21 protein-coding genes are annotated in these 24,712 nt (G+C 62.6%); 13 read left to right on the forward strand and 8 right to left on the reverse strand.

Annotation, left to right across the window (positions count from 1 at the left end):
- Positions 1 to 3 precede the first annotated feature (3 nt).
- Positions 4 to 1,332 carry an NAD(P)/FAD-dependent oxidoreductase gene (locus P0D80_RS00650; RefSeq protein WP_408181492.1) on the reverse strand — a complete coding sequence of 443 codons (1,329 nt, stop codon included), beginning with the start codon at positions 1,330 to 1,332 and terminating at the stop codon, positions 4 to 6.
- 226 nt (positions 1,333 to 1,558) lie between these two features.
- Between P0D80_RS00650 and P0D80_RS00655 the strand changes: the two genes are divergently transcribed.
- The 3 genes from P0D80_RS00655 to P0D80_RS00665 all read left to right on the forward strand — a co-directional run bounded on the left by P0D80_RS00655 (position 1,559) and on the right by P0D80_RS00665 (position 5,873).
- Positions 1,559 to 2,539, forward strand: coding sequence for a LysR family transcriptional regulator (locus P0D80_RS00655; protein ID WP_408280218.1), 981 nt, complete (start codon positions 1,559 to 1,561; stop codon positions 2,537 to 2,539).
- A gap of 269 nt (positions 2,540 to 2,808) precedes the next feature.
- Complete coding sequence (locus P0D80_RS00660) at positions 2,809 to 4,413, forward strand: purine-cytosine permease family protein (protein WP_408280220.1); 1,605 nt, start codon at positions 2,809 to 2,811, stop codon at positions 4,411 to 4,413.
- A gap of 68 nt (positions 4,414 to 4,481) precedes the next feature.
- Entirely contained in the window at positions 4,482 to 5,873 is a 1,392-nt protein-coding gene (locus P0D80_RS00665; protein ID WP_408280223.1) for an NAD(P)/FAD-dependent oxidoreductase, read from the forward strand.
- Positions 5,874 to 6,000: 127 nt separating this feature from the next.
- On the opposite strand, the gene P0D80_RS00670 is transcribed toward P0D80_RS00665, so the two are convergent.
- Positions 6,001 to 6,372 (reverse strand): cupin domain-containing protein, encoded by a 372-nt coding sequence (locus P0D80_RS00670; protein ID WP_132375088.1) that lies wholly within the window; start codon positions 6,370 to 6,372, stop codon positions 6,001 to 6,003.
- 214 nt (positions 6,373 to 6,586) lie between these two features.
- On the opposite strand from P0D80_RS00670, the gene P0D80_RS00675 reads away from it, so the two are divergent.
- On the forward strand, positions 6,587 to 8,023 hold the full coding sequence (locus P0D80_RS00675; RefSeq protein ID WP_408280224.1) for an aldehyde dehydrogenase family protein: 1,437 nt from the start codon (positions 6,587 to 6,589) through the stop codon (positions 8,021 to 8,023).
- A 30-nt stretch (positions 8,024 to 8,053) separates the two neighbouring features.
- Here the strand turns inward: P0D80_RS00675 and P0D80_RS00680 are convergent, their stop codons facing one another.
- Complete coding sequence (locus P0D80_RS00680; RefSeq protein ID WP_408280227.1) at positions 8,054 to 9,004, reverse strand: LysR family transcriptional regulator; 951 nt, start codon at positions 9,002 to 9,004, stop codon at positions 8,054 to 8,056.
- A 118-nt stretch (positions 9,005 to 9,122) separates the two neighbouring features.
- On the opposite strand from P0D80_RS00680, the gene P0D80_RS00685 reads away from it, so the two are divergent.
- On the forward strand, positions 9,123 to 10,295 hold the full coding sequence (locus tag P0D80_RS00685) for a M20 aminoacylase family protein (RefSeq protein ID WP_408280228.1): 1,173 nt from the start codon (positions 9,123 to 9,125) through the stop codon (positions 10,293 to 10,295).
- A gap of 68 nt (positions 10,296 to 10,363) precedes the next feature.
- Entirely contained in the window at positions 10,364 to 11,725 is a 1,362-nt protein-coding gene (locus tag P0D80_RS00690; RefSeq protein ID WP_408181490.1) for an MFS transporter, read from the forward strand.
- 1,001 nt (positions 11,726 to 12,726) lie between these two features.
- On the opposite strand, the gene P0D80_RS00695 is transcribed toward P0D80_RS00690, so the two are convergent.
- Both P0D80_RS00695 and P0D80_RS00700 read right to left on the reverse strand, forming a co-directional pair.
- The gene (locus tag P0D80_RS00695; RefSeq protein ID WP_408280230.1) at positions 12,727 to 13,980 is read right to left on the reverse strand and encodes an MFS transporter; all 1,254 of its coding nucleotides are present in this window, start codon (positions 13,978 to 13,980) and stop codon (positions 12,727 to 12,729) included.
- The gene (locus P0D80_RS00700; protein WP_408179325.1) at positions 13,977 to 14,963 is read right to left on the reverse strand and encodes a PRC-barrel domain-containing protein; all 987 of its coding nucleotides are present in this window, start codon (positions 14,961 to 14,963) and stop codon (positions 13,977 to 13,979) included. The genes P0D80_RS00695 and P0D80_RS00700 overlap by 4 nt, the downstream gene beginning before the upstream one ends.
- A 456-nt stretch (positions 14,964 to 15,419) precedes the next feature.
- Here P0D80_RS00700 and P0D80_RS00705 point away from each other — a divergent pair, with 456 nt between their 5' ends.
- From P0D80_RS00705 to P0D80_RS00720, 4 genes are all read left to right on the forward strand, one after another.
- Positions 15,420 to 16,802: an NCS2 family permease gene (locus P0D80_RS00705; protein WP_408280233.1), complete on the forward strand. Its 1,383-nt coding sequence runs from the start codon at positions 15,420 to 15,422 to the stop codon at positions 16,800 to 16,802.
- Positions 16,803 to 17,080: 278 nt separating this feature from the next.
- Positions 17,081 to 17,506, forward strand: coding sequence for an ArsR/SmtB family transcription factor (locus P0D80_RS00710; RefSeq protein ID WP_132376937.1), 426 nt, complete (start codon positions 17,081 to 17,083; stop codon positions 17,504 to 17,506).
- Positions 17,503 to 17,841: an SRPBCC family protein gene (locus P0D80_RS00715; RefSeq protein WP_243658172.1), complete on the forward strand. Its 339-nt coding sequence runs from the start codon at positions 17,503 to 17,505 to the stop codon at positions 17,839 to 17,841. Before P0D80_RS00710 ends, P0D80_RS00715 begins: the two co-directional genes overlap by 4 nt.
- Before the next feature lie 47 nt (positions 17,842 to 17,888).
- The gene (locus tag P0D80_RS00720; protein ID WP_408280239.1) at positions 17,889 to 18,623 is read left to right on the forward strand and encodes a DUF899 domain-containing protein; all 735 of its coding nucleotides are present in this window, start codon (positions 17,889 to 17,891) and stop codon (positions 18,621 to 18,623) included.
- 44 nt (positions 18,624 to 18,667) lie between these two features.
- Here the strand turns inward: P0D80_RS00720 and P0D80_RS00725 are convergent, their stop codons facing one another.
- Positions 18,668 to 19,513, reverse strand: coding sequence for a helix-turn-helix transcriptional regulator (locus tag P0D80_RS00725; protein ID WP_408179322.1), 846 nt, complete (start codon positions 19,511 to 19,513; stop codon positions 18,668 to 18,670).
- Between the two features lie 186 nt (positions 19,514 to 19,699).
- On the opposite strand from P0D80_RS00725, the gene P0D80_RS00730 reads away from it, so the two are divergent.
- Both P0D80_RS00730 and P0D80_RS00735 read left to right on the forward strand, forming a co-directional pair.
- Positions 19,700 to 20,536, forward strand: coding sequence for a carbon-nitrogen hydrolase family protein (locus P0D80_RS00730; RefSeq protein ID WP_408179321.1), 837 nt, complete (start codon positions 19,700 to 19,702; stop codon positions 20,534 to 20,536).
- Positions 20,537 to 20,727: 191 nt separating this feature from the next.
- On the forward strand, positions 20,728 to 22,086 hold the full coding sequence (locus P0D80_RS00735; RefSeq protein WP_408280243.1) for an APC family permease: 1,359 nt from the start codon (positions 20,728 to 20,730) through the stop codon (positions 22,084 to 22,086).
- Between the two features lie 84 nt (positions 22,087 to 22,170).
- Here the strand turns inward: P0D80_RS00735 and P0D80_RS00740 are convergent, their stop codons facing one another.
- Together P0D80_RS00740 and P0D80_RS00745 are read right to left on the reverse strand one after the other, a co-directional pair.
- Complete coding sequence (locus P0D80_RS00740) at positions 22,171 to 22,353, reverse strand: hypothetical protein (RefSeq protein ID WP_012432554.1); 183 nt, start codon at positions 22,351 to 22,353, stop codon at positions 22,171 to 22,173.
- Positions 22,354 to 22,550: 197 nt separating this feature from the next.
- Positions 22,551 to 23,474, reverse strand: coding sequence for an NAD-dependent epimerase/dehydratase family protein (locus P0D80_RS00745; RefSeq protein WP_408179319.1), 924 nt, complete (start codon positions 23,472 to 23,474; stop codon positions 22,551 to 22,553).
- Between the two features lie 106 nt (positions 23,475 to 23,580).
- On the opposite strand from P0D80_RS00745, the gene P0D80_RS00750 reads away from it, so the two are divergent.
- Positions 23,581 to 24,477, forward strand: coding sequence for a LysR family transcriptional regulator (locus tag P0D80_RS00750; protein WP_132375076.1), 897 nt, complete (start codon positions 23,581 to 23,583; stop codon positions 24,475 to 24,477).
- The last annotated feature ends 235 nt before the right edge of the window (positions 24,478 to 24,712 follow it).

The raw sequence follows: 24,712 nt of genomic DNA on the forward strand, positions 1-24,712 counted from the left end.
TCTCTAGTGCAAACGGATCACCGGATGCACGCGTCTGCGCAACCAGTGGCTCGCCGTATCGAGCGCCATGCGCGCGAAACCGGTCAGCGTCATGACGTGCCGCCGATAGATGAGCTTGTAGACCGCAGTGGCGAGCCAGCCATCGACAAATACCGGCTGCGTCAGCAAGCTGTTGCTGAGGCTGCCTATGGTGCCTTCACGCCCGAAGCCGACCAACGTGCCGGCGTCGCGGTACACGAACTCGGGTAACGCTTCACCTGCAATCTGGCACTTCAATGCGCGCGCGAGAAACAGCGCCTGTTGATGCGCGACCTGCGCGCGCGGGGCGAGGAACGCGCCGGCGTCGTCGGCGGGGCAGGCCGCGCAGTCGCCAAGGCCGAAGATATTCGGATCGTTCGTGCATTGCAACGTGCGATTCACCTGGATCTGCGCGTTGCGATTCACCGCGATGCCGTCCAGCGTGCGCAATACCGGTGGCCCCGAGATGCCCGCTGTCCAGATCGCGATGTCGCTGGCGAGCGGGGCGCCGCCGTCGGTCAGCACGGCATCGGCGCGCACTTCGGTGACACGCGTGGCACTTAACACTTCCACGCCGAGACTGGCGAGCATCCGCTGTGCGCGCGCTGAAATCGTTTCGGACAAAGCAGGCAGCACACGTCCGCTACTTTCGATCAAACGGATGCGGAAGTCGCGCACCGGATCGAGTGAAAACGGACTGTAGCGATTCAGCAAACGCACCGTGTCGCGCAATGCGGCGGCGAGTTCGACACCCGTCGCGCCGGCACCGATGATGTTGATCGACACCGGCGTATCCGCATGCGCGGTCTGCGCCCGGCGCGCATGGTTCGCGCGCAGACAGGCATCGAGCAACTTGCGGCGGAATGCTTCCGCATGTGCGACCGATTCGAGCGGCAACGCATGCTCCGCGGCGCCGGGCACGCCGAAATACTGTGTGACGCTGCCCATGGCCAGCACCAGCGTATCGAAAGCGATTTGCCGTGCCGGCAGAATTTCGCGGCCGTCTGCATCGTGTAACGCGCTCAGCGTGATATGCCGCTCGGCGCGATCGAGCGCAGTGAGTTCACCCTGTTCGAATTCGAAGCCGTGCCGTTGCGCCTGCACCGCATATTGCAGTTGATGGGTCGCGGGATCGAGTTGACCTGAAGCGGCTTCGTGCAGCAGGGGCTTCCAGAAGTGCGTGGGCCAGCGGTCGACCAGCACTATCTGCGCGAGGCCGGCACGCCCGAGCGATTCGGACAGGCGCGTGGCGAGCCCGAGTCCACCCACACCGCCGCCGACGATCACGACCCGATGCGCCGCCGAATTGTCCATGCGTTGCGCGGATTGCGCGTGGTGCGCCCGCTGCGTTGTTGCGCTTGCCTGTTGATCGATTGCGGCCATGATCTCTGTCCTCCTGACGTTATTCGTGCCGGGCCGGTGCTGGCGCCGCGCGGAGCGCGATTCCAGACATTCCCCGGCTCATCTGTCAGGCCAGTATAGAATCGGCGAAAACCGCAGCACAATTTAATGTTTATACGGAACATATAGGTTTTCACTTATGTTAAAAGCTGCGACGTTTCGTCAGTTAAAGGCCTTGCATACGATTGCGAAGCTCGGCAGCGTGTCGCGTGCGGCCGAGGAATTGCGGCTCACGCAGCCGGCCGTGTCGCTACAGGTGCGGCTGCTCGAAGAGGCCGCGGGTGCGCCGCTCCTGCAGCGCGTGGGCCGTGGTGTGCAGTTGACCGCGGCCGGTGAGATCCTCGCCCGTTATGCGCTGGAAATCCTCGACCTGTGGAACGGCGCGGCGGACGATCTGGCCGCGTTGCACGGCGAGCAGGGCGGCACGCTGCGCATCGGCGCGATCACCACGGCCGAGTATCTGATCCCGCCGTTTCTGGTGCGTTTCACCGAATTGCGTCCGCAAGTGAAGGTGCAGTTCAAGGTCGGCAATCGCGCGGACATCATCCGCATGCTGGCGACGCACGAGATCGATCTCGCGGTGATGGGCAGCGCGCCGCGCGAATTGCGCACGGCGGCGACCGCGTTCGCCAAGCATCCGATGGCGTTCGTCGCCTCGCCCGCGCATGCGCTGATGAAGAAAAAGCGTTTGTCGCTCGACGATCTGCAAAGCGCGAATCTGTTCGTGCGGGAACGCGGTTCGGGCACGCGTTCGACGGTCGAGAATCTGTTTCGGCTCGCGGGCCTCAAGCTTCATATCGGCTCCGAGTTGTCGAGCAACGAGGCGATCAAGCAGTTGGTCGAGGCGGGATTGGGCATCGCGTTCCTGTCGCTGCACGCCTGTTCGCTGGAGTTTCAGGCGGGTTTGCTCGCGCTGTTGCCGATGCCCGCCAACCCGATCGAGCGCGACTGGTATGTGATGCATGTGTCGGATAAACGTCTGCCGCATGTGGCCGGGCTGTTCCGCGATTTTTTGATCGAGCACGGCATGTCGGGCGCGGTGCCGGTGCCGGTGCCGACTGTCGCTGCCGCAAAAAAACGCCGCCAGACGCGCCAGGCGGGCGGCGCGGACGCGACATAACGCGTGCGGATTCTCGCTATTCGCTTCGACGTTTGCGCTGCGCGAAGCCTGCGGGAAGTCCCTAAGCGGCCTTTCTGGATGCCCGCAGAGCCTTGCCGGGCGGTGCTTGCGGGTTACATCGCCAGCGATCGAAGTAAAGGTTGGGCGGACGATATTTTTGCCCGCGCCGATTGTCTTTACAGTGGCGTCCAGACATCTGAGAAAAGTGGACGCCGCATCCCCGTGGCGAGCCATTGTGATTGACCTGGCCGTTACAGGAGTCGGAGACAATGAGCAGCAACAGCATCACTCAAGTCGAAACATTCGGTTTCGAACGCATTCCGGATCGCTCGCGTTATGCGCGGCCGATCGATCTGTTCCGCTTGCTGTTCGGCGGTTGCAATACCTTTTCGACCTCCGTGCTCGGCAGTTTTCCGGTGCTGCTCGGTTTGTCGTTCAAGGCGGGTGTCTGGTCGATCGTGCTCGGCGTGCTGATCGGCTCGTGCATTCTTGCGCCGATGAGCCTGTTCGGTCCGCGTAACGGCACCAGCGACCCGGTCTCGTCGGGCGCGCATTTCGGCATTCATGGGCGGATCGTCGGCTCGTTTCTGGCGGTGCTGACCGCGGTCGCGTTTTTCTCGCTGGCGGTGTGGAGTTCGGGCGATGCGCTCGTGGGCGGCGCGAATCATCTGCTCGGTTTGCCGGTCAACTGGATGACGCTGAGCTTCGCATATGGTCTGTTCGCGGTGCTGGTGCTGACCGTGTGCGTGTATGGTTTCCGCTTCATGCTGTGGGTCAACAAGATCGCGGTGTGGGCGGCGAGCATTCTGTTCGTCGTCGGCCTGTTCGCGTTCACCAAGTCGTTCGATGGCGCCTACGCCGGCAAGGTCGCGCTCGGCTCGGTGGGTTTCTGGCCCGCCTTCGTAAGCGCCGTGCTGGTTGCGATGAGCAATCCCGTATCGTTCGCCTGCACGCTCGGCGATTGGGCCCGCTATATTCCGGAGAACACGCCGAGAAAGCGCACGATCCTCGCGGTAATGCTTGCGCAACTGGCCACGTTCGTGCCGTTCTTCTTCGGCCTCGCCACGGCGACGATCATCGCCAGCAAGGCGCCGGATTTCATCGCGTCGAATAACTATGTGGGCGGTCTGCTGGCGATCTCGCCGAACTGGTTCTTCCTGCCGGTGTGTCTGATTGCGATCATCGGCGGCATGTCGACGGGCACGACCGCGCTGTATGGCACCGGCCTCGACATGTCGAGCATGTTTCCGAAGTTCCTGAACCGCGTGCGCGCCACGTTGCTGATCGGCAGCCTCGCCATCGGCTTCATTTTTCTCGGCCGCTTCGCCTTCAATCTGGTCGAAAGCGTGTCGACGTTCTCGGTGCTGATCAACGTCTGCAGTTGCCCGTGGATGGTGATCATGATCATCGGCTTCGTCACGCGGCGCGGTTTCTATCTGTCCGACGACTTGCAGGTGTTCAATCGCGGCGGCCGTGGCGGTCACTACTGGTTCACGCACGGCTGGAACTGGCGCGCGATGGGCGCATGGATTCCGAGCGCGGCGATCAGCCTGTGCTTCGTGAATCTGCCGGATCAGTTCGTCGGTCCGCTCGGCCAGCTCGCCGGTGGTCTCGACATCAGCATGCCGGTTTCGCTGACGCTGGCAGCCGCGCTGTATATAGCGTTGCTGCAGAGCTTTCCGGAGCCGGATGGCGTGTATGGACCGCAAGGCCGCCGTTGGCTGCGCGGCGGTTCGCAGCGCAATGTAACCGTGCATCCCGTGGTGCCGGCGACTAAGCTTAAAGCAGCCACGCAGCGGCGGACGAAACCGCAACGCGCCGTGGGTGCGGAACGCGAGCGCGAGGCGGAGCTGGACACGCAGGACGCAGGTTGAAGCGCACGCCGATGTGCGCGGCTTCGTGCAGTACAAGCAATGGTATTTAAATTGAGTAGGCAAACAGGATGAGCGAGTCAGTAAAGCGCGCGTTTGAAGGGGTAAAACTGTTTCCGTTCTGGCTGGACAATCCGCGCGCGCCGGCTGTCGAACGGGAATTGATCGGTCCGACCACTGCGGATCTGGTCGTGGTGGGAGGTGGCTTCACCGGTCTATGGGCCGCGATTCAGGCGAAAGAAGCCGACCCGTCGCTCGACGTCGTGCTGGTCGAGGCGGGCAAGGTGGCTTATGGCGCCTCGGGCCGTCCGGGCGGCATCATCTCGACTTCGGTAATGCACGGCCTGCCGAATGCGACGCGCGTCTTTCCGCAAGACCTCGACGTGCTCGAAAAGCTGGGCCAGGAGAATCTCGACGGCTTCAAGGAGTCGTTGACGCGCTATGGCATCGAGGCGGACGTCGAATGGAACGGCGAGATGACTGTTGCGGTCGATCCGGGCCACCTCGGTCATCTGAAGGGCGATTACGAGTTGCATGTCTCACATGGGCACGACGTGGTGCTGCTCGACAGCAAGGGCGCGCGCGAGCAACTCGATTCACCGCTTTTCGCAGGGGCGATGTGGTCGCGCAATCGCAGCGGCACGATTCATCCGGCGAAGCTCGCGTGGGGTTTGAAGGCCGCCGCGCTGAAACTCGGCGTGCGTCTGCATGAACATTCGCCGATCACGCGCCTCGAAGATTGCGGCGCGAAGATGGTCGTGCACACGCAATCGGGCCGCATCGAAGCGCCGCGCGTGCTGCTCGGCACCGGTACCGCGGACGTGGGTGTGACGGACATCAAACGCCGTGTGATGCAGGTGCGCGATCACATCATCGCGACGGCGCCGTTGAGCGAAGAACAGATGACGCGCATCGGCTGGAAGAATCGCCAGGGCATTTACGACACGCGCACGCAGCTCAATTATTTCCGGCTCACGAAAGACAACCGCATTATCTTCGGCGGCCGTGTGAGCTATCACTTCGGCGGCAATCCGAACCCCGCCGCCGATCGCGACGAAAGCACCTATTACAAGCTAGCGGAAGCGTTCTACCGCACCTTCCCGCAACTCGACGACGTACGCTTCACGCATGCCTGGGGCGGCCCGATCGACTACTGTTCGCGCGGCGCCGTGTTCGCGCGCCGCTATCACGGCGGCAAGAGCGTGTTCGTCGCGGGTTATACGGGCTTTGGCGTGGCGGGCAGCCGCTTTGGCGCGAAGATGGGCCTCGACATGCTGTGGCATCGCGAGACGGTGATCACGTCGCTCGATATTTCGCGCAAAGGGCCGTCGTATATTCCGCCGGAACCCGTGCGCTGGATCGCCGCGAAGATCACCTTCAACGCGTTCGACGGCGCCGACGATCGCGGCGGCTGGCGGCGTCTGTGGATCAATTCGATCAAGGCGCTGGGTTTTCCGATGTAGTTGATGGCGTCCGCGCAATCGTGGCGGGCGCTTTTTTTTTGCGTTTTTTGGTTTCTTCGCCAGAATAAAAAAACCGCACCTCAGTGGGTGCGGTTTCCGGTGAAGCAACGGTGCGATGCAGTCAGAATCAACCGCAGTACACGATGCTGTACTTCTTGGTCGCCACCGGCATGTGCCACGTGCCCGAGAAGCCTTTGTGCAGGATGAAGGCGTCGCCGGCGGCATAGCGTTCGCTGCGGCCGTCGTCGCTGGTAATCACGACTTCGCCTTCGATCAGCACGCACACTTCGTGAATCGGCAGGTCGGCCAGCTTCAGCGTGCCCGCATCGCATTGCCACACGCCCGCGGACAACATGTTGGTGGCGTCGGAGAAAGCATTGAGGGCGTGCGGTGCCTTGGCGCCTTCGAGAATGACGTCGGCCGGATCGTGCAGGGCCGGGTTCAGGCCGGACGCGCCAGGGCCTTTAGCGTCGATGCGGGTGAAAGTGATGTTGCTCATGTGTCTCTCCTGGTTGATTGGATCGAGGTCGCTATCGGTGTGAATCGATGCGAAAAATGGATTCGAAGCCGGAGTCTGAGCCAAAGCCGCGTAGCGATGAATTTCGATTTGAAGACATTCAGATTGAGTGGCGTCGATGTAAAGCAGGCGATGCCGCCGCGGGTGCGATTTGCCCCGCATCTGACCTGAAACTTTCATGTAGAGGACAAGCCCCATGCAACACGACAAGCAGTTTTATATCGACGGTCAGTGGGTCGACCCCGTCGACCAGACCAACGCCGCCACACTCGACGTGATCGATCCGTCCACCGCCGCCGCGTTCGCGCAAATCTCGCTGGGCAGCGCGGCGGATGTCGATCGCGCCGTCGCGGCCGCGAAGCGCGCATTTCCCGCCTACAGCGACACGACGATCGCGCAGCGCATCGATCTGCTGCAAGCGATCCTCGACGTCTATCGCAAACGCTATGACGACATGGTGCATGCGATCAGCCGCGAGATGGGCGCACCGCTGCAGTACGCGAACGACGCGCAGGCATGGACCGGCGTCGCACATCTGGAAACCATGATCCGCACGCTCGATACCTTCGAGTTCGAGTACGTGAAGAGCGGCATTCTGATCCGCAAGGAAGCGGTCGGCGTGTGCGGGCTGATCACGCCGTGGAATTGGCCGGCCTTGCAGATCACCACCAAGGTCGCGCCCGCGCTCGCGGCCGGCTGCACGATGGTGCTCAAGCCTTCGGAACTGGCGCCGCTGTCCGCCATCATCTTCGCCGAGATCCTCGACGAAGCGGGCGTGCCGGCCGGCGTGTTCAATCTCGTGAACGGCGAAGGCCGCACCGTGGGTGAAGCCATGTCGTCGCATCCGGACATCGACATGATGTCGTTTACCGGTTCGACCCGCGCGGGCGTGCAGGTCGCGAAGGCCGCGGCGGATACGGTCAAGCGCGTGCATCAGGAACTGGGCGGTAAATCGGCCAACCTGATTCTCGAAGACGCCGATCTGAAGGAAGCCGTGACGCGCGGCGCGCGTGCGTGTTTCGACAACAGCGGCCAATCGTGCGATGCGCCTACGCGCATGTTCGTGCCGCGTGGGCGCGAAGCCGAAGCGCTGGCGTATGCGAAAGAAGCCGCGGAAGCGTTGAACGTCGGTCCCGCGGACGCGAAGGGCACGGACCTCGGCCCCGTGATCAGCGAACAGCAGTTCGACAAGATCCAGCGGCTGATCGGCGTGGGCATGGAAGAGGGCGCTACGCTGGTGGCCGGCGGCCCGGGCCGCCCCGAAGGATTGAAGGGCGGCTACTTCGTGCGTCCGACGGTATTCGGCAAGGTCACGCCGGACATGACAATCGCGCGCGAGGAAATCTTCGGGCCGTTGCTGTCGATCCTCGCCTACGACTCCGAAGACGAAGCGATCGCGATGGCCAACGACAGCCCCTACGGTCTCGCGGGCTACATTCAATCCGGCTCGATCGAGCACGCGCGTGCGGTGGCGAAGCGCCTGCGCACCGGCACGATCTATCTGAACTACGCGGACTACAACCCCGAGGCGCCGTTCGGCGGCTTCAAGCAGTCGGGTAATGGGCGCGAGTACGGCGAATTCGGTCTGGAGGACTTTCTGGAGATCAAGGGCGTGGTGGGTTACGCGGATTGAATTCGCACAGCGCCGTGAGGTAGCAAAACACTAAAGCAGCAACTCGATCGAATGAAACAGCCGGCGCTGCTCGGGATCTTGTGAGCGCGCCCCTTCGTCGATCACTTCACGCAGGCATTCGAGAAAGCACGCGGCCGCCGGACTCGTCGGTGCGCCGCGGCGTGAGGTGATGCTGACGATGGTTTCATCGACCGTCTCACGCAGTGGCAATGCCCACAACTGTTCCTTCGCGAGCGTCACTTCCACGAGCGGCCACGGAAAGATGCTGAGCATGTCCGTGTGGGCAAGCAGACCTAGCACGACCGCCAGCGAGTGCGCAAGCAGAATGGTGTGCGGCACCTGCATGCCACGCTTGCGAAACACATTGTCCGAGATCGACTCGCGACTCGCCGGGTCCCAGTTCAATATCCATTCCGCGTCTTCCAGTTCGAGCAGCGTGCGGCAGCCGGCCTTCGGATGATCGCGCCGCGCGACCACGGCCGAGTGCGTGGAAAACAGCGGCACGTTGTGAAACTCCGATTGCGGCGACGCGGGTGGCGGCCGTCCGATCGAAAAATCGAGGCTGCCGTCGCGCAAACGCGGCTGCACGACCGCGAGCAATCCTTCGAAAAACTCCAGTTGCACTTCAGGCATGCGCTGCCGGAAGCGCTGCACCGTGGGCGGCAGAAACGTCAACGCGACCCACGGCGTGACGCCGATCGACAGTTTGCCGGCCGCCGCGCCGCGTAATGCTTCGATCTCGGCTTGCGCCCGTTGCAGTTGCCCCAGCACCACGCGCGCATGCACGACCAGCGCGCGGCCGAACTCGGTAAACGCGACGCCGCTCGCGCTGCGCACCACCAGCGGCGCTTGCAGATCGCTTTCCAGTTCGCGCATCGCCTTGGTCACGGCGGCGGGCGAGAGGCCGAGCGAACGCGCGGCGGCCCGGATACTTCCAGTATCGGCGATGGCCGCTAAGGTACTGAGTTGATGCAGTTTCATCTGACAGAGTAGGCGTGAGGGTGGCAACCACGAGTTGCTGCCGTAACGATTTTACGCCTGCCGCTGGAATATCGGCGTCGTTATGCTGGGTTCACGCTTTCAATGACGGAGACACGACGTGAACACCATGGCCATTCCGGCGGGCATCGCCGAACTCGAAGACGAAATGATCGCGCTGCGCCGCCAGATCCACGCGCATCCCGAGCTGGCTTACGAAGAGTTCGCCACCGGCGACCTGGTCGCCGAACGCTTGCAGGAGTGGGGCTATACGGTGCATCGCGGGCTCGGTGAGACGGGCGTTGTCGGGAAATTGAAAGTCGGCGACGGTACGCGCAAGCTCGGGCTGCGCGCCGACATGGACGCATTGCCGATTCATGAAACCACCGGCCTGCCATATGCGAGCAAGCTGCCCGGCAAGATGCACGCATGCGGCCACGACGGCCACACGGCCATGCTGCTCGCCGCCGCCAAACATCTGGCGCAGGAAAAGTGCTTCGACGGTACGTTGAATCTGATTTTCCAGCCCGCCGAAGAGGGCTTGGCCGGCGCGAAAAAAATGCTCGAGGACGGCCTGTTCGACAAGTTTCCATGCGACGCCGTGTTCGCGATGCACAACATGCCCGGCCATCCGACGGGCAAGTTCGGCTTCCTGCCGGGCTCGTTCATGGCCTCGTCGGATACGGTGATCATCAAGGTAACCGGCCGCGGTGGCCACGGCGCGGTGCCGCATAAGGCGGTCGATCCGGTAGTGGTGTGCGCGCAGATCGTGCTGGCGTTGCAGTCCATCGTATCGCGCAACATCGCGCCGCTCGATATGGCGATCATCACCGTCGGCGCGATTCACGCGGGCGAAGCACCGAATGTGATTCCCGAGACGGCCGAAATGCGTCTCTCGGTGCGAGCATTGAAGCCCGAGGTTCGCGATTATCTGCAGGAGCGCATCACGGCAGTGGCGTGCGGCCAGGCGGCCGTGTTCGGCGCGCAGGCGCACGTGGACTATCAGCGTCGCTATCCGGTTCTCGTCAACGATGCGGAGATGACCGGGCTGGCGCGGCAAGTCGCGCTCGACTGGCTGGGCGAAGGCGGCCTGATCGCCGACATGCAACCGCTCACTGGCAGCGAAGATTTCGCGTTCCTGCTCGAGCGTTGCCCCGGCAGCTATCTGATCATCGGCAATGGCGACGGCGAGGGCGGCTGCATGGTTCACAACCCGGGCTACGACTTCAACGACGATTGCCTCGCCACCGGTGCCGCCTACTGGGTGAGACTCGCGCAGACGTTTCTGGCCTGAGGCCACAGCGTTTGCATAAGCGGGCAAAGCCGCCGCGCATTAGCAGGAAGAACATCACGGAGACACAGATGGACTATTCCGCCACACCGCAACCCGCAGGCACCGACGCGTTGAGCATGCAGAGCACGCCGGCCGCGCAGCCTGTCGAACGCACGAGCCACGCCAAGGCGATTGCCGCGATCACGCTGGGCAACGGCCTCGAGTTTTTCGACTTCACGATCTATAGCTTCTTTGCGACGATCATCGGCAAGCTGTATTTCCCGGTGGAAGGGCAGCTCGCGCAACTGATGCTGGCGGTCGGCACCTTCGGCGTCGGGTTCATCATGCGTCCGGTGGGCGGCATCGTGCTCGGCGCGTATGCCGATCGCGCGGGCCGCAAAGCCGCGATGAGCCTCACGCTGTGGCTGATGACGCTCGGCTCCGCGATCATCGCGTTCGCGCCGACTTATGCGGCGATTGGTGTTGCCGCGCCGCTGCTGATCATTCTCGCGCGGTTGATTCAGGGCTTTGCGCTGGGTGGTGAGGTGGGGGCGTCGACGTCGCTGTTGCTGGAGTATGGGAGCAACAAGACGCGCGGGTTTTACGGTAGTTGGCAGTTCGTGAGTCAAGGGCTGAACACCGTGTGCGGATCGTTGCTGGGTGTCGCTTTGGCGGCGGCGCTTTCGACTGCGGCGCTGGAGAGTTGGGGGTGGCGCGTGCCGTTTGTGATCGGCATGGCGATGGGGCCGATTGGTATTTATATTCGGCGGCATCTGAATGAGACGTTGCCTGGTGTGGAAGATGGCGCGGCGGTTTCGCAGCCGGGTTTGCAGCCTGCCTCGCAGCCGGTGCGCAAGCTGTTTCGCGAGCATTCGCGCGTGATTACGACGGGCGTGTTGACGACGATCGGTGGCACGGCGGCGAACTACATCGTGCTGTTTTATCTGTCGACCTACGCGATCAGGATTTTGCATTTGCCGATGTCGTCGGCGCTCTGGGCTGCGTGGACCGCCGCGGTGGTGACGGTGATCTGTTCGCCATTTGCCGGGGCGTTGTCCGATCGTGTTGGGCGTAAGCGCGTGTTGTGGATCTCGCGGGTGTTGCTGATTGTGGCGGTGTATCCGGCGTTCATGATTATCAATGCTTCGCCGACGGTGCCGGTTTTGTTGTCCGTGGTCGCCGGATTGGCTGTGCTCGTTGCGTTTACCGCTGTGCCTAATATCGTCATGCTGCCGGAGATGTTTCCTCGTGAGATTCGTGCTACCGGCATGTCGATTGTTTATTGTCTCGGGGTTTCTATCTTTGGTGGGTTTGCGCAGTTTTTTGCTACTTGGTTGATTCAGATTTCGGGGAGTAATCTCGCGCCGGCTTGGTATCTGATTGGGTGTGGGGTGGTTTCGTTGTTGCCGTTGCCGTTTATGCGGGAGACTGCTGGGCGGGATATTGGGTAGTGGTTTTTTTGGCTGTGCTTTTTGGGGTGTTGGCCTTTCCTTGTGTTGTTAGTGGTCTATTAGCGTTGCCCCTGTGCGGGGCGGCACCTACTTCTCTTTGCCGCCGCAAAGAGAAGTAGGCAAGAGAAAGCGGCTCAAACCGCTAGCTCATAAGCGGGTCCCTCGCGCAGTCGCGATAGTGGTGCATCTGGAATCTGTGTCCTCGCGCATTCCTCGTTAGTGACAAGGCCGTCATTCTTCCGGCGGCGCTGCGCGCGCCGTCACGGTACTTCAAGTCGCACGTTGCTGGGCTATTGGTTTCATTCTATATGGCGGTATGTGCGCGCCTGCTCGATTTCTGCCAACGAATCGCGCGGCATTCATGCCGCGTGCGAAGCGGTTATTTCGTTCTGAGACCAGAATTCCTATTCGTCGCCAGCTGTCGTCTCCGGAGTTGATGGCGATCGTCATTTGCTCTTTCAATGCGGCATCGGCGAGCCGCGAAGTGGTGCGATTGGCGACCCCCATGACGATTCGGCCCTGATGACACATGGGGATTGTCACGAACAGTTCTTGGCCGTCGGCATAAGCTAGAACGTTATCCTAAGCATGAGTGAGCGAAGAACCGCGCCGCTTAAGCGAAGACAGGCGCATCGGCGACGGGATGGCGCTAATACTCAAGACCCCGAGAACCGCATCCGCAAAGATGCAGCCAGCGTCATTGAACAACCGCTTCGGCGCGCGCAGCGCTGCCGGAAGAATGACAGCCTTGTCACTGACGCGAAATGCGCGAGGGCACTGATTCCAGATGCACCACTACCGCGGCTGTGCGGGGGGACCCGCTTAGAAGCTGGTGGTTTGAGCCGCTTTCTCTTGCCTACTTCTCTTTGCGGCGGCAAAGAGAAGTAGGTGCCGCCCCGCACAGGGGCAACGCTAATAGACCACTAACAACACAAGGAAAGGCCAACACCCCAAAAAGCACAGCCAAAAAAACCACCGCACAGGCCCAAACCCCTGCCCGTTCACCGCACCGCCGACTTCCCCCCATCCGCCACCGGCCCTTCATCCTCAGCCGCCGCATCGCGAGTCTCCGGCATCGCCGCCCACACCAGCAATACAGCCAACGCCCCAGCCGCGGCCAATCCAAAAAAGCTCACGGCATTGCCAAAATGATCGGCGACAAATCCAGCAGCGGTAGTACTCAACGTAGCCCCAATCCCAGCCGCCAACCCAAACAATCCAATACAAAGGTTATAACGCCCCTTACCGCCGGCCACATCGGCGGCAATCAACGGCAGCATCACGCCAAACACCGCAGCACTCAACCCATCGAGCATCTGCACCGGCACGAGCAAATAAGGGCTGCTGATCCCGGCAAACAACAACGCCCGTATCGGCAACGCCGAAAACCCGAGCAGCAGAATCGGCCGACGTCCCCATCGCTCGGCCGAGCGTCCGACCCACGGCGACATCATCGCCACGATCGCCTGCGGCACGATGATGCACGCGGCAATCACGAGCTGCACGTTGTCACCCATGCCGGCCGTCACTTCGCCGGCGGCGAGATTGAGCATCGCCGCGTTCGACAAATGGAACAGCACGATACACGCCGCGAACAACAGCATCCGCTTGTCGCGCAGCAATTCGCGCAGACTCTCGCGCCGCTCGATCTGCTGCGGCGTCGGCGCGGACTTCGGTAGTTGGACGGTGTCGGTGCGCTGGATCATTGTCAGCGCGAAGAGCGCGGGCACGGCGAGCGCAGCGGTCAGCCAGAACACCGCCCGCGGCGAATAGTATTCGCCGAACACGCCCATCAGACCGGCCGCGACCGCGCTGCCGATCGACGCCCAGCGCGCATTGCGCCCCAACCGATCGCCGAGATTCGCTCGCCCCACCAGCGCGAACGAGATCGCGGCGAGCGCCGGCGTCAGCATGCAGCTCGCGAAGCCGTGGAAGACTTCGGCGGCGATCACCGGCAGCACCGTCGGGCTGACGGCCAGCAGCACCGCGCTCAGGATGATCGCGATGATTGCCCAGGCCGCCGCGCCTTTCTTGTTGCGCAAGGCATCGACGGCGGCGCCGCCGGGCACCTGGCTCACCATCGCGCTGATGGTGCCCACGGAGAGCGCCATGCCGATCTCGCCCTGCGTCCATTTATGCGAGGCGAGATAGGACGCGATGAACGGTCCAAAACCCGTCTGCACATTGGCGACGAAAAAATTCAGCCAATCGAGCGCGCGCAAGCTGCGCGCCGTTACCAGAGTGCGGCCTATCATCGGGCCGCCCGTGCGTTGGAAACCGCCGTGGACGTGGCCGCGGCAGCCGGCGCCGCAACAGCGGCGGGTGCGGAAGCAGGAGCGGGCGCAGGCGCGGGCGGTGGCGCCGGCGACACCGCGCGTATCGGTTTGTCGCTGGCGTATGGCGGTGTCGCGTTGATCTGCGCATCGCTCAAATCCATCAGCGGATGCAGCTCCTTGTCCTTCGTCACGAAGCGCAGCGCCGACCAGTTGGCGGCAATTGTGCGCCGTTCGGTGCTGACCATGCCGTTGACGTCGAGCACGACCGCCTGCGGCTGCGCGTTGGCGTCGATCAATACATCGATCACGCGGCCGACCTTGGCGCCGTTCGAGCGCTCGACGGTTGCGTCGATCAGCGGCAATTGCACGGCAACCGAGGCGGCTTTGGCCGCGTTCGCCGGGACCGCGGCAGCATTCAGTGTGATGGGGGCGGCCTTCGCCGTTGGCGTGAAGCGGAACGCGCTCCACGGGAAGTTCACCTTGCGGTCGCCGACACCCAGGAAGCCTTGCAGGTTCACGACCATCTCACGCGGCTTGCCGCCGGCGTCGGCGATCAGATCGACCGCGCGTCCGACCACTTTGCCGTCGGGCTTCTGCACTTCGCTATCGAGCAGCGCGCGCGCCTCGTTGCGCTCGATGGTGCGCAGCACGATCAGCGGCGGGGGCGGCGGAGGGGGCGGCGGAGGCGCCGTGACAACAGGCGGCGGGGGCTCAACCTTGTGCGGCTTGACGACCGGCTTCTTCGGCTTTCTCGATTGCTCGGGTTCGGCCGCTTCGGTCTCGACCGGTTCGGGCGCGGACGCGGCCACCGGCGCGCTGGCCGGCTCGACGGGCATCACCGTGGCGTCGACGATCGGCGCCTGCTGCGGGCCCCACAGCAGGCTGCAACCGGACAGCGCGAACAGCGCGAACACAGCAAGAATCAAGAGACGCCAGGCAGGACGCGAAAAACCGCCGCTCATCAAGAAGGACTCCATGGGCCGGTGCGGACGGGCGCAGTGAGCCGCCGCAGTTAAAACAGGTACGGGCCAGAGTGTAACCCGCGACGTCGGGCGGCCCCGGTTTTGCAGGCGATCTGACAGGTTGGCCCAAGCACGGTTCATGCCGCGCTCCGCCGATTCACTGGCTCATCGAAGTCCATTTTCACGCGTGAAAACCCTCAAAACCCTTTCAGATCTTCATGACAAACCGTAGGTGTAAACACGCGGACCGTGAAGCTGGTTTGCCGTCCCTTAAAGGATATAAGCATCGCGACATGTCAGGCATGCCATCCATGCGATGGGAGATATATTTGTGTTGCCCTACATTTCGAGACAGCAAATAAGACCCCAACCCACACTAAACCAACGCAACGAGACGAACCTGATGACGACCGAATCGACGGCCGTTTCAGCACGCTGATAAAGGAGGCACTCATCATGATGGAACCCCACACCCAACCGATTTCTGAAGTCGGCGTCGAATCATTCGACGGAAAGGGCTTTCTCGACCGCTACTTTGAAATCTCCTCACGCGGCAGTTCGCAGCGTCAGGAGATCGTCGCGGGCATCACGACCTTCCTCGCGATGGTCTATTCCGTGTTCGTCGTGCCGGGCATGTTCGGCAAAGCGGGCTTCGACACCAGCGCGGTGTTCGTCGCCGTGTGTCTGACCACGGCTTTCGGCTCGCTGCTGATGGGCGTGTGGGCGCGCCTGCCGATCGCGATCGGCTGCGCGATTTCGCTGACGGCGTTCACCGCGTTCGGCCTCGTGCTCGGCAAAGGCCTGCATCCGAATGTCGCCCTCGGCGCGGTGTTTCTGATGGGTGTCGTGTTCACCGCGATCTCGGTGACGGGCGTGCGTTCGTGGATTCTGCGCAATCTGCCGACGGGCATCGCGCACGGCACGGGCATCGGCATCGGCCTGTTCCTGCTGCTGATCGCCGCCAACGACGTGGGCCTCGTCGTGAAGAATCCGGGCGCTGGTCTGCCGGTCGCGCTGGGCAATATCACAGCCTTGCCGGCCATCATGTCGGTGGCGGGTCTGGCGGCCATCTTCGGTCTGGTGCGCCGCCGCGTGCCGGGCTCGATCCTGATCGTGATCGTGGCGATTTCGGCGATCGCCTTCGTGATCGATCCGACCATGTCGTTTCACGGCGTGTTTGCGGTGCCGTCGCTTAGCGCACCGGGTCACGCGTCGCTGATCGGCGCGATGGACATCAAGGGCGCCTTGTCGATGGCGGTTCTGCCTAGCGTGCTGGCTCTCGTGATGACCGCGGTGTTCGACGCCACCGGTACGATCCGCGCCGTCGCCGGACAAGCGGGCCAACTCGATGAAAACGGCCGCATCATCAACGGTGGCCGCGCCCTGACGGCCGACTCGCTGAGCTCGATTTTCTCGGGCCTGCTTGGTGGCGCACCGGCAGCGGCGTATATCGAATCGACGGTCGGCGTGGCGGCAGGCGCGAAGACCGGCATGGCCGCGGCGGTGGTCGGATTGCTGTTCCTCGTGGTGATGTTCTTCTCGCCGCTCGCGGCCCTCGTGCCTTCGTACGCGACGGCGCCCGCGCTGATGTACGTGGGTCTGCTGATGCTCTCGAACGTCAGCAAGCTGCATATGGACGACATGGTCGACGCGATGTCGGGTCTGATGTGCGCGGTGTTCATCGTGCTGACCGCCAACATCGTGACGGGCATCATGCTCGGCTTCGCGACGCTGGTGATCGGCCGCGTGGTCAGCGGCGAGTATCGCAAGCTGAACGTGGGCACGGTTGTGATCGCCGTCGTGCTGGTTGGTTTCTATCTCGGCGGCTGGGCGATCTGATCGTCACGTCATAGGCTCGGGCGTTGCCTGGGCCTCGCCGGGTTGCAGTATCGATCTGTTGAATCTGTGCTGGAAAGCGAGAGCGGAGTGGTGCGATTCTGGCCCCTTCGCTCGGGCCTGTAGTCGGTTGTTCTCCACCTTTGACGCGGCGCGTTGCAGAGGCTATCTGCGGCACGCCGCGTATCTTTTTTGCCGCGCTCCCCCTTTACTTTCCACGCGCTCTACGAAAGCGCGTACCTGTCCTTGACATCATTCGCTGCGTTTCTATACTTAACCTCATGGTTAAGTTTAACGAAGCGCTACTGGATCGCACCTTTGCCGCGCTGTCCGACCCGACACGGCGTGCGTTGCTCGCGCGCCTATCGTCGAAAGATCTGTCGGTCAGCGAACTCGCCGAGCCGTTTGCGATGTCCTTGCCTGCTGTGATGAAACACCTCGACGTGCTGAGCGAGGCGGGTCTCATCACACGCAACAAAACCGGCCGCACGGTGGCGTGCCGCCTGTCCGCCGGGCCGATGGAAGAAGCCATGGCGTGGCTTGGCCGCTATCAGCGCTTCTGGTCCGAATCACTCGATCGTCTTGCCGCTTTCGTCGAAGAGGAACAAGCCCCATGTCCACCCAGCCCAGCCTCACCCTCCAGCGGCGTCTCAACGCCGCGCCCGCCAAAGTCTTCCGCGCCTGGACGGAACCGGCGCAATTCATGACATGGATGCATCCGGGCGGCTCGGACGTGGTGCGCGCGGAGCTGGATGTGCGGGTCGACGGGCGTTACGTGATCGTCTATCGCAAGCCGGACGGCAACGAGGTCGAGGTCGGCGGCCGGTATCTGGAGGTGGTGCCCGACCGCAAGCTTGTTTTCACATGGGTGTGGCGCTATAGCCCGGAGCATGAGTCGCAGGTCACGCTGCTGCTGGAACCGGACGGCGACGCCACATGGCTCACGCTCACGCACGAACGTCTCGCCGACGATGCGCAGTGCGAGGATCATCGCCGCGGCTGGACCGACGGGATCGATTCGCTGGAACGCTACGTGGCGTGATGTCGTTTGTATTCGTTAGTCTGCACGACGCAGAGAAGGAGACGCATATGGAACCGCAACACCGTACTGGGTCGAGAGAGGAATGGCTGGCCGCCAGCAGGGCATTGTTAGCCGAAGAAAAGGCGCACATGCGCGCTGGCGACGAACTCGCGCGCAAACGCCGCGCGCTGCCGTGGGTGAAGGTCGACAAGACGTATACCTTCGATACGCCGCAGGGCCGCAAGACCCTGGCCGATCTGTTCGACGGACGCAGCCAGTTGATCGTTTATCACTTCATGCTGGGCGCCGATTGGGAAGAGGGCTGCGTCGGCTGCTCGTTCCTGTCGGATCACATGACCGGGATCGTCACGCATCTCGAACATCACGATGTGTCGTACGTGACGGTGTCGCATGCGCCGCTCGCGAAGATCGAGGGTTTCAAGAAGCGCATGGGCTGGACTTTCCCGTGGGTGTCGTCGGCCGGCAGCGACTTCAATTTCGACTATCACGTGTCGTTCACGCCCGAACAGTTGGCGAGCAAGAAAGCGTTTTACAACTTCACCGAGCAGGACGTCGGCATCGATGAGCAACACGGCCACAGCGTGTTCTACAAGGACGAGAAGGGCGACGTATATCACACGTATTCCTGCTATGGGCGCGGCGATGAACGCTTCATCAACACCTACGCGCATCTGGACGTCACGCCGAAGGGCCGCAATGAAGACCGCAGCCTGACCGACTGGGTCAGACATCACGACCGCTATGAAGTGAAGACGCAAGGTGGCTGCGCCGCGTGCGGTTGACGGACCGCGGCGCTCGCTCAGGCTCGCGTTGAAAAGCGGGGACGTCATGCACCTTGGCGTCCCGCTTCGTAAAACAGCGCGAACAGTTCCGACTGTGAATTGACGTTCAGCTTCGTATAGATGTGCTTCTTGTGCGCGCGCACGGTCTCGAACGAGATCGTCAGTTTCTCCGCGATGGCGCGCGTCGAAAATCCGCTCAAGGTCAGCATCGCCACTTCCACCTCGCGTGCCGTGAGCGATGCGCGGCCACCCGACGATGCGACCTGTTCGAAGCGCGCGGCGTACGCGGGGGTGTCCGTGGGTGCTAGTGTTTCAGTTGCCGTTTCGGCGCTGGCCTCGGTCAGGGTCGACCGCGTCGCATCGAATCCCTCGTATGGCAAGCGCTGTCGCAACAGCGCAATCACCCACGGCGCGCACAGCGCCAGCACGGCCAGATCACGCTCGCCATAGCGATGCGTCGCGCCCAGCGAAAAGGCGAGCGTGTGCCGCGTGTCGATCATGTAGTTGAAGTGCACCTCGTCGCCGACGATATTCTTCCTGAAGTACCGCTGGTAGTAATCGGTCATCGAGAAGTTGTCGGGCGCGACATCGGCCAGCGTGACGAAGCCCGACGCGGGCGTCTCGGTAGCGGCGATATAGAACGGGTCGAGTTGATAGAGCGCGGCCAGATAGTCCTGAAACATCGCATCCACGGTGCCGTCCGGCGTCGGCGATTCGGCGCACACGAGCGGCGCTTCGCCGGATGTGAAGCGCAACGCGACCCAACTGTCGAAGGCCACATAGCGTTCGAGCGCGCGCGTGAGGCGGGTCCAGAAGTGCGCGCTATCGAGGGCTTCGATAACCGCGCCGATCTCGCGATGAAAGGCCAGATCGCGCCATTCGAGTTCCATGCGTGCTCCGATGAGGGTAACCCAGCAGGGTAATTACGAACAAAAATATGTCTGGTAATAATAGGCCCAACCTGATCGCGGGGCGGCCTAAAACGGCCGCTATTCAACGCGAAGCGAACCGGCATGGACGGCAACTAAATTGCATGGGACCCGAGTCAGCGCTGACTCGGGTCGACAGGAGACACAATGCTTCAACTCGAACTGGCACAGATTCCCGTCGTGGATGGCGCCGTGGGCGTCAGCGGCGCGAACGTGCAACGCGTGCTGCAAATCATCGGCCAGCGTTCGGCCGGAACCGATCTGATCGTGTTTCCTGAGACGACGCTGTCGGGCTTCCCGACGCGGCATAACGTCGGCGAAGTGGCGGAAACCATCGACGGTCCTTCGCTCACCGCCGTGCGCCATGCGGCGCGTGAAGCACGCGTGGCGGTGGCGGTAGGCCTCGCCGAGCGCGACGGCAGCCGCTTTTTCAACACCACGGTGCTGGTCGACGAACGCGGCGAGATCGCGCTGCGCTATCGCAAGACGCACTTGTGGGCCTCCGACGTCGGCGTGTTCGAACCGGGCGACCGCTATGAAGTATGCAGCTTCAAGGGCATGACCGTCGGTCTCTTGATCTGTTATGACATCGAATTCCCCGAAACAGCGCGAGCGGTCGCCTCGCTGGACGCCGATCTGCTGATCGTGACCAATGGCAACATGGACCCGTTCGGGCCGGTGCATCGCCGGGCCATCGTGGCGCGCGCCATGGAAAACCAGATGTTTGCGGCGCTCGTCAATCGTATCGGTCCGGGCGACGACAACCTCACGTTTCCCGGCGAATCGGCGCTGATCGATCCGTTCGGCGACGTGGTGTGCGACGCCGGCCAGCAGGAAACCGTGCTGCGCGCGACGCTGGATCGCGCGCGTCTCGAAGGCGCACGCGAACACTACCGTTACCTGCACGACGCGCGCATCGCACTCGATCTCGCCACCGAAGACGGCGCGCAGGGACAACGCGCGCGCGTGATTCGCTCGCGCTGAAGCAAACGCTCAGACAGATAAACGACCGGGCGCGTGCCGCTTTGGCGGCGGCATGCACAAGCCCGGCAAATCAGTAAAGACATCGGCGCGAATCCCGCGCTGCCAGCAAGTCCGATCGATCCGGCTCGACTGGGGCGCGTGCCATGCCGCGCCCGGGGCGACGCCTGTCCATTCGCAAGAGGAGACACCGTATGACTTCATCATCATCCGCCGCTGAACCCACGGCCCCGTGCAGCGCGCATCTGAAGCGCACGCTCGGCCTGCCTTCCGTCCTGCTGTTCGGCCTCGCCTACATGGCGCCGCTGATTGTCTACGGGACGTATGGCGTGCTGGCGAGCGCCAGCCACGATACGGCGGCGCTCGCCTATCTGATTGCGCTGGTGGCGATCGTGTTCACCGCGCTCAGTTACGGCAAGCTCGCGCGGCTTTTCCCGGTGGCAGGTTCGGCCTATACGTACACGCGCAAGAGCTTCAACCCGCATCTCGGCTTCATGATCGGCTGGGCCACCTTGCTCGATTATTTTTTCCTGCCGATGGTGATCTGGCTGATCGGCGCGGCGTATCTGAGCGCTGCTTTTCCGCATGTGCCGAGCTGGATCTGGATCGTCGCGTTCATCGTGCTGACCAGTGCGCTGAACATTCTCGGCATCGAACTCGCGAACCGTTTCAACATCGTGCTGATGGTGGTGCAACTGGCGATCGTCGCGTTGTTCGTCGCGCTGTGCTGCCACTATGTGACGGCGGCCGTCGGACCCGGCGGCCTCATTTCGGCCGAGCCGTTCTTCAAGCCGCACGTGCCGCTCTCCGCGACGATGGCGGGCGCCGCGATCGCCGCGTATTCGTATCTCGGCTTCGATGCTGTCTCGACGTTGACGGAAGAAACCATCGCCCCTGAGAAGACCATGCCACGTGCCATCGTGCTGATCGCGCTGATCGGCGGCGCGATCTTCGTGATCGCGGCATACACGGTGCAGCTCGCGAATCCGGGCGCGGTCTTCAAGGACCCGGATTCGGCGGCCTTCGAAGTCGCGCGCAAAGTGGGCGGCGATATTTTCGTCACGGTGTTTCTGGCGGGCCTGATTCTCGCGCAGTTCGCCTCGGGCATCTCGGCGCAGGCGAGCGTGGGACGTCTGTTGTATGCAATGGGCCGAGACGAGGTGCTGCCTAAACGGATCTTCGGTTTCGTGCATCCGAAGTTCAAGACGCCGGCGCTGAACATCGCGATCGCGGGCGCCATCGGTCTGGTCGCCTTGAAGCTCGATGTGGCGACTTCGACGTCGTTCATCAACTTCGGTGCGTTCCTTGCGTTCACGGCTGTCAATCTCTGCGTGATCCGCCAGTTCTTCAACGCGAAGGGCAGTGCGAATGCAATGGGTGTGATCGGCGGCCTGCTGTTCCCGCTGGCTGGCGCGCTCGCAGACGTCTGGTTGCTGGTGAGTCTGGAGAAGACGGCGCTGGTGCTCGGCGCGGTGTGGTTCGTGTTGGGCTTGTGCTATCTCGGCTGGATCACGCGCTGTTTTCGTCAGGCGCCGCCGGAAGTCGCGGTTTGATGGAACGGCTTGCGCTCATGGGTGAGCGTGGCCGTAGTGGGAGTGACGCCGCCGCGCGTGGCGTCACGCTCGAAGCGCTCGTGTTCAAAGCGACATGTCGAAGGCGGGCCTGAGGAACAGTTCGATCGCCATCACGACGAGTCCCATCGCGGCAGCCGACAGCGTCAACGTACCGTATTCGTCGTAGCGTGCATCGTAGAGACACGCCACGACGAAGAGAATCGCCAGCAGATTGGTTAGCCAATCGAAATTCAGCGCCAAAGTCATCGATCAAATCCGGGCTCATGTGCGGCTCGGATTGTCGAATCGCACGATCAGGTGAGCGCGATTCTATCGAGTCGAGCTTACGGATTCGCAACGGCGACGCTTACACTAATTACGCCCTGGAGGGCGCTGCGGGCGCCCCGGAAGAAGTCCTCTCGGGGTGTGCCCTGTAGGGCGCCCCAAAAGAAAATCCCCTCGGCTTACACCGCGGACGAAGCCCGCTCGGGGGACAGCATGTCGTGCTCGATCCAGTCGATCACTGACGTGCGCTTCGGCTGCCACCCCAGCAGCTTGCGGGCGCGCTCGCCGCGTACGCGGCTATTCGAGCCGAGGCCGTACGAGGCCATTTCATAACCCCATTCCTTCTGCGCTTCTTCGAGCGGCCAGTCTTGCGGCGCGCCGAGTTTCATCGCGCGCGCAATCGCGGCGCTCATGTCGCGGAACGATGCCTCGCCGCTTTCGACGAAGTAGAAGGTGCCCGCCGGCGTCTTATCCAACGCGAGGCGATACAGTTCGGCGACATCGTCGATGAACACGTTCGACCAGATGTTGCCGCCGCTGCCCACATGACGCACCACGCCGCTCTTTTGCGCCTGACGCACGAGGCGCGGCAACTGCACACTCGCGCTGCCCGGCACGGCGCCATGACCGTAGATCAGCGTGTTGCACAACACGGCCGAGCGGATGTTCTGCTGCGCGGCATCGAGCACCAGTTGATCGATGGCGACGCGCGCGGCCTTGTCCGCGGTCGGCTCGGGCAGCGCGTCCTCGTGATAGATACGCGCCTGACCCGCTTCGCCGCCCGACGCATCGCCGACGATGCTCGAACCGCTCGTATGCAGAAACGTTTTGCCGGAGCCCGCGAGCCCGTCGATCAGCGCCTTGACCGCGCCTTCATGATCGCTGCTCGCGGCATTGATGACGGCGTCGGCGGCTTGCGCTTCGGCGATCAGCAACGCGTGGTCGTCGAGCGTGCCGATCACGGGTTCGATGCCGAGGCGTTGCAACTCGGCGCTATGGTCGGGGTTGCGGATCAAACCGCGCACGGTATGGCCGGCGCGCGCCAGATGCGCTGCAATCGAACCGCCGATAAAACCGCTTGCACCAGTGATGAAAATCTTCAAGACGTTCTCCTTGATGAGAAACACGATGACATGCACGCAGTATCCGCCGACTTGATTCTCGCAAAAACCGTGTTAGTCTCAAATCAATCTTGATTTGAAATCAACAATGAAAACATCCACCGACGAGTTGCTGGTGTTCGTCACGGTGATCGACAGCGGCTCGATCACCGCGGCTGCGGAGAAATTGGGCCAAACCGTCTCCGGCGTGAGCCGCGCGCTCACGCGCCTCGAAAAGAAACTCGACACTGCGCTGGTGCGGCGCACGACGCGCCGTCTGCAACTCACCGAAGAGGGCGAGACCTTCCTGCAGCGCGCGCGGGCGATTCTGGACGCGATGGAAGAGGCCGAGGAGTCCGTCACGCGCGGACGCGAGCGACCCTCGGGGCGCCTGCGTGTCGATGCGGCGTCGCCCTTCATGCTGCATTGCGTGGCGCCGCATATGACGGCGTTTTCGGCGCAGTATCCGGAGATCAGGCTGGAGCTGACCAGCAATGAACGGATCGTGGATCTGCTGGAGCAGAAGGTGGATATCGCGATCCGTATCGGCGAATTGCAGGATTCGACTTTGCATGCACGCGCCCTCGGCACCAGCAAGCTGAGAGTGCTCGCGAGTCCGGCGTATCTGGCCGAATATGGCGAGCCGAAATCGGTGGAAGCGTTGCGAGAGCATCGGCTGATCGGCTTCACGGCGCCGGAGCATTTGAATCGCTGGCCGTTGCGGGAAGGGCGCAAGGGCGGGGCCGAGTCGCTGAAGATCGAACCGGCGATCACCGCCTCGAGCGGCGAGACGTTGCGGCAACTGGCGCTGTCGGGTTGGGGCATCGCCTGTCTCGCCAATTTCATGAGCGCGGCCGATGTGCGCGAGAAGCGTCTCGTGCCGATTCTCGGCAACGCGCTGGTGGACGAGCGGCAGCGGGTGAGCGCGGTGTACTACCAAAGCGCGTCGCTGGCGGGGCGCGTGCAGTGCTTCCTGGATTTCATCGCGGCGCGCGTGAAGCTTTAGCCACGCTGTCCCATTACTTGCCCAATAAGAAGGAGTTCGCGGGTCGCCTGAGCACGCGGGCTTTTTTGCGTCACAAGAAGCCTTTCCTATAACGCTCTTATAGGCAGCGAAGCGCGCCCGTTCGCCAGTGAAATCTTTTTGTCCGTCTCGCGCCTGCCATTTTGAACGTGTATATACAAGTTGAGGCCCACGTCGCCCGGAAGGCGATCCGCAGCGCGCGGCCGCCGGAAATCGC

It is taken from the genome of Paraburkholderia sp. RL17-373-BIF-A (genome assembly GCF_046030175.1).
Taxonomy (GTDB): Bacteria; Pseudomonadota; Gammaproteobacteria; order Burkholderiales; family Burkholderiaceae; genus Paraburkholderia.